Annotated in this window: 2 protein-coding genes and 1 pseudogene; 2 read left to right on the top strand and 1 reads right to left on the bottom strand. The window is 70.6% G+C overall.

The window, feature by feature from the left end; translation table 11 throughout:
- Window positions 1–679 (top strand): annotated as a pseudogene (fadA6, locus tag AC2VNT_RS13585) (steroid 3-ketoacyl-CoA thiolase FadA6); the annotation flags it as partial.
- Window positions 680–801: 122 nt separating this feature from the next.
- A complete protein-coding gene (locus AC2VNT_RS13580) occupies window positions 802–1,710 on the top strand; it encodes an endonuclease domain-containing protein (RefSeq protein ID WP_486947361.1) in 909 nt (302 codons plus the stop codon).
- Window positions 1,711–1,757: 47 nt separating this feature from the next.
- Here the strand turns inward: AC2VNT_RS13580 and ipdC are convergent.
- Window positions 1,758–2,663: (3aS,4S,5R,7aS)-5-hydroxy-7a-methyl-1-oxo-octahydro-1H-indene-4-carboxyl-CoA dehydrogenase (gene ipdC / locus AC2VNT_RS13575; RefSeq protein ID WP_486947360.1), on the bottom strand; the 906-nt coding region annotated here is incomplete at its 5' end.

The raw sequence follows: 2,663 nt of genomic DNA, 5'->3' as shown, positions 1-2,663 counted from the left end.
GGAGATGATCGCCGAGAAGTGGGACATCTCCCGCGAGGAGATGGAGCACTTCGCCTTGCAGAGCCATCAGCGGGCGTTCGCCGCCATCCGCGGCGGTCACTTCGACAACGAGATCGTCTCGATCCCGCTCGACGGCGGCCAGTTCCGCGTCGACGAGGGTCCGCGGGAGTCCAGCCTGGAGAAGATGGCCGGGCTCAAGCCACTGGTCGAGGGCGGGCGGCTCACCGCCGCGCTGGCCAGCCAGATCTCCGACGGCGCCAGCGCCACCCTGCTGGCCTCCGAGGCCGCGGTGCAGCGGCACGGGCTGAAGCCGCGGGCCCGCATCCACCACATCAGCGCCCGCGGCGACGACCCGGTGTTCATGCTCACCGGCCCGATCCCGGCCACCGAGTACGCGCTGGAGAAAAGTGGGCTGTCCATCGACGACATCGACGCCGTCGAGATCAACGAGGCGTTCGCGCCGGTGGTGCTGGCCTGGCTCAAGGAGACCAAGGCCGACCCGGCGAAGGTCAACCCGAACGGCGGCGCGATCGCGCTCGGCCACCCGCTGGGCGCCACCGGGGCCAAGCTGTTCGCCACCCTGCTGGGCGAGTTGGAGCGTACCGGCGGCCGCTACGGGCTGCAGACGATGTGCGAGGGCGGTGGCACCGCCAACGTCACCATCATCGAGCGGCTGTAGCCGCTCATCGGCCGAGTGGTGATTTCTCGACAGGTCCGGACCGTTTGCCGTCGTCAAATCGCCGCTCGGCGACCTGTGGATCGGCGGCGGCGAAGTAACCGGGGAGTTGGCAAGCTGCCGGCATGCGCGGGAGCGATGCCGGCGGACCGCATTGGCCCTTTCTGGGCGCCGAGGCGCTGGCCGCGGGAGCGTTGACCGAGCGCGCTCTGCGCAGGCGCTACGTCGCCGTATACCCGGGCGTCTGGATACCGAAAGGGCTGGGTAAGCAGAAGTTCACCGCGCGACACCGCGCGGTGGCGGCATGGCTGTGGTCACGCCGGCGCGGCATTGCGGTGGGATCCTCCGCGGCCGCGCTGCACCGGGCGAAGTGGCTGGACCCGTCGCTGCCGGCTGAGCTGGTGCATTCCAACCACAGCTGCCCGCCGTTGCTGCGGGTGTATCGCGACAGGCTGTCGCCGCCGGAGATTGTCACCGTCGCCGGCATATCGGCAACCGCCCCCGCGCGGACCGCCTTCGACATCGGCCGACGGACCGAGTCCCGCCTGCTGGCGGTGCAGCGCCTCGACGCGCTCGCCAGGGTCACCGGTGTCGACGCGGCGAGGGTCGAGGCGGTCATCGCCGAGCACCCCGGCGCCCGCAGCCTTGCGCGCCTGCGACGGGTGCTGCCCTTAGTCGACGGTGGTGCCGAGTCACCGCAGGAGACCCGCACCCGGTTGGTGCTCATCGACTTCGGCCTGCCGGCACCGGAGACCCAGATCGTCGTGCTCGACGACGGCGGGCGGTTCATCGGGCGGGTGGACATGGGCTACCGGGAGTTGCGGGTGGGCGTCGAGTACGACGGCCCGCAGCACTTCGTCGACCCCGAGCAGTTCGAGCGTGACATCAACCGCCTGCACGACCTCGCCGAGGCCGGGTGGCACATCATCCGGGTCAGCTCGACGCTGCTGCGCGACCACCCGGGGACCATTGCCGCCCGTACCGAGCGAGCGATGCGTGCCGCCGGCTGGCTGCCTCGCCGAGTGGTGATCTGACGGTGCGTCGCCAGCGCCACTCGGGGCTGGGTGTTGTTAGGCCGGTGCTACCGAACCAGCGCCGCCGCAGCCTGCAAATGCTCGACTGATTCCGTCACGATCGACTCGATCAACTCCTGGCACGACGGCAGGTCGTCCAGGACGCCGGCCACCTGGCCCGAGGCCAGCACCCCGGCCTCGGTGTTGCCCTCCACCAGGCCGGCCTTGAGCAGCATCGGGGTGTTGGCCGCCATCACCACCTGCGACCAGGTCAGCTCCTTGCCGTGCCGCATCTGCAGCCCGTCGTGGATCATCGACCGCCAGCTCATCTGCGACATCTTCTTGAACTTGGCCGCGTTGCGGATCGCCGCGGTGAAACCCCGTGCCCGCGAGCCACTCTCCAGCTTGTTGACCAGCTCGGTGCGCAGCACCCGGTGCGGCATGCCGTCCACCCGGGTGGAGACGACGGTGCCGTCCAGCCCGGCGGCCAGGTAGCGTCGTTTCACCGAGTCGGGCACGGTCGAATCCGAAGTCAGCAGGAACCGGGTGCCCATCGCCACGCCGGTCGCCCCGTAGCTCAGCGCCGCCGCCAGCCCGCGGCCGTCGAAGAAGCCGCCGGCGGCGATCACCTGCACATCGGTGCCGGCGACCGCGTCGAGCACCGACGGCAGCAGCAGGGTGGTGGCCACCGGGCCGGTGTGCCCGCCGCCCTCGCCGCCCTGCACGATCACCGCGTCGACGCCCCAGGACGCCACCTTTTTGGCGTGTTTGGCTGCACCGACCGACGGGATCACCACCGCGCCGGCCTCTTTCAGCTTCGCGATGAGCTCCGGCTTGGGTGCCAAGGCGAACGACGCCACCTTCACGCCCTCGCGGATCATCAGGTCCACCCGGTCGCCGGCGTCGCCGGCGTCGGCGCGGAGGTTCACCCCGAACGGCTTGTCGGTGGCCGCTTTCACCTTGCCGATCGCGGC

Source organism: Mycobacterium sp. TH-M15, from assembly GCF_057473705.1.
The sequence above is the reverse complement of the archived record's forward strand: the minus strand, read 5'-3'. Positions and strand labels throughout refer to the sequence as shown.